At 55.0% G+C, this 2,542-nt stretch carries 1 protein-coding gene; it reads left to right on the forward strand.

Features of this window, described 5'->3' with window-relative positions; all coding sequences use genetic code 11:
* Nucleotides 1-4 precede the first annotated feature (4 nt).
* On the forward strand, nucleotides 5-2,542 hold a 2,538-nt coding region (locus RMSM_RS42180; protein WP_236622401.1), incomplete at its 3' end, for an exo-alpha-sialidase.

A 2,542-nucleotide genomic window follows, 5' to 3' on the forward strand; every position in this document is an offset into this window, starting at 1 on the left:
GTATCTGTTTGATTCATTCAAAGTCTTTGATGGCAAGACGGTGGTTGCACTTAACAATTTTCCCGGCAAACAGAATGCGTTGGCGATTGCCCATGACGACTTTGCCACCTTCGAGGTCGTCGGTCATTTCAATGAACCCCACTCCGCGAATCTCAGCGAGTCGGCGGTCAATCAATTGCCCGATGGTACGTTGATGGCGATCTGTCGTAACGACGGTGGGAATTATCATTTTACCACCAGCGTCGATGGAAAATCTTGGACCGCGGGTCGCGAGCTTTCGGTGGTTTCCAACGGAGCCAATTCGAAACCAACGTTCGATAAGTTTGGCGACACCTACTATCTGGGGTGGCAGGAAGCGACCAGGATCGGCGGCGTTGGTCGTAGCGTTTTCAACATCGACATTTCACGCGATGGCAAGTCGTGGACACGAAAGTATCGCTTCGAGACGACTCAGTCGTTCCAATACTCCACGTTTCACGAACATGACGGGGCGGTTTGGCTAAGCGTCACGCAAGGCGACGCGTCGGCTAGTCGTAAAGAGCGGATCATGTTCGGCAAGCTCGAGAAGGTAGGCGAATTCGCATCCCAAGTCGGCAAGAAACGCAAACCGAACAGGACTCCATCCCAAGAAGTGGCGGTGCTGAAGCCCGGCGTCAAACTGTTCACCGATCGTGATTACACCTTGACCGAAGCCCCTGATTTCTTGATTGGACGGCGATTTGTGCGGACCCGTATCGAAGGATACGAGATTGAATGCGTGAAACCAGGTGACGTATTTGTGATGACCCTCAGCAAACCGCACTCCGCCAACCAAAGCGAAAGGTTGCTGAACCAAGGATTCAACAAAGTCGATACACCCGAGTTTCAACTCTTTCCCGGCAAGATCAATCGTGTGTTTGCTTACCGAAAATCGCTCAACCCAGGGGACCGGTTGCGGTTCAATAAAACGTGCTTCCTGGTACTTGGCGAAGGCACGGAGATCAAGTCGCAACCGACGAAGGGCCCGGCCGCTCAGCTCGAAACGCCCCAGCAAACTGCGGCGCGGATCAAGAAAATGGAGAAGATTGCCGAATCGGCATTGGTTGCTCCGACGCTGAACACATCGCCGCTGCCCGAATACGGTTACGACAAACTCGATTACGGAATGACGATCGGAATCGAACGAACCCCCAAGGGGCGGTTGTGGGCGTGCTGGGTTGCCGGTGGCGACAGCCCCGAAGCATTCTTTGTGCTGGCGACCAGCGATGATGATGGCGAATCATGGTCGCAGCCTCGTTTGGTGGTCGATTCGCATGACAAGGATCTACCGCGACCTCGCAGCGTCCTGGTCGGTAATCTATGGACCGACCCGCTCGGACGTTTGTGGCTGTTTTTCGATCAGTCGATGGACATGTTTGATGGTCGCGCCGGCGTTTGGGCCACTCGCTGTGACAACCCGGATGCTGACGATCCGGTTTGGACAGCACCGCGACGGATAGCGGACGGCGTGATGTTGAACAAGCCAACGGTGCTGTCCAGCGGTGAATGGATGCTGCCAATCTCCCTTGACCAGCGTCCTGGTTTCGGTCCGTTTCGCGGTTGTTTTTCCGAGCTGGATCCGCTGCGTGGCGCAAGCGTCCACGTCTCAAACGACCAAGGGGCGACCTGGCAACGTCGTGGTGCAGCAACGTTCCCGAACCCCGATTGGCACGAGCACATGATCATCGAACGTCCCGGTGGTTCGCTCTGGATGCTCGCTCGTACGGCCAAAGGGATGATGCAGACGACGTCCAGTGATGGCGGTCGCACGTGGGAAACGCCAACGCAGCATGAGGTCATTCGCCACCCCAACGCCCGTTTCTTTGTTCGCCGATTGGCGTCGGGACGCATTCTGTTGATCAAGCACGGGGACAAGATCGATTCACATCAAGGACGCGTCCAACTAAGTGCGTGGCTATCGGAGGATGAGGGCAAAACATGGTTCGGCGGCTTGGTGCTGGACGATCGACGGGGGATTAGCTATCCCGATGGATTCCAGTCGCCCGATGGCACGCTCTATATCTCGTATGACCGCAATCGGGCGACCGATGGTGAAATCTTGATGGCGCGATTTAGCGAAGCGGATATGTTGGCGAAAAAGCTTGTCAGCGAACGAGCCAAGCTTCGCATGTTAATCAGCAAGCCGATGGCAAAGAAGATTGCCAAGATGAGCGAAAAAGAGAGTCGCCAAGGGTTTGTTGAACTGTTCGATGGAGAAACCTTCGACGGTTGGCAGCACAGTGGAAATTGGCGTATCGACGACGGTGCCTTCTTTCGCGCGACCAAGGGGGGATCACTCACTTATAAACGCAAGACCGTTCCTGATGACTTTGAACTTCGCTTCGAGTGGAAAGTTTCCAAAGGTTGCAATAGCGGCGTCTACTACCGACCAGGACAAGTCGAATATCAAGTGCTCGATAATATCGGCAGTCCCTATGGCGAAAATCCACGCCAAGCCGCGGCGTCGTTGTTCTTCTGTATGGCTCCCTCGAAAGACGCGACACGGCCGGTTGGACAATGGAAT

The organism is Rhodopirellula maiorica SM1, assembly GCF_000346295.1.
GTDB classification, from domain to species: Bacteria; Planctomycetota; Planctomycetia; order Pirellulales; family Pirellulaceae; genus Novipirellula; species Novipirellula maiorica.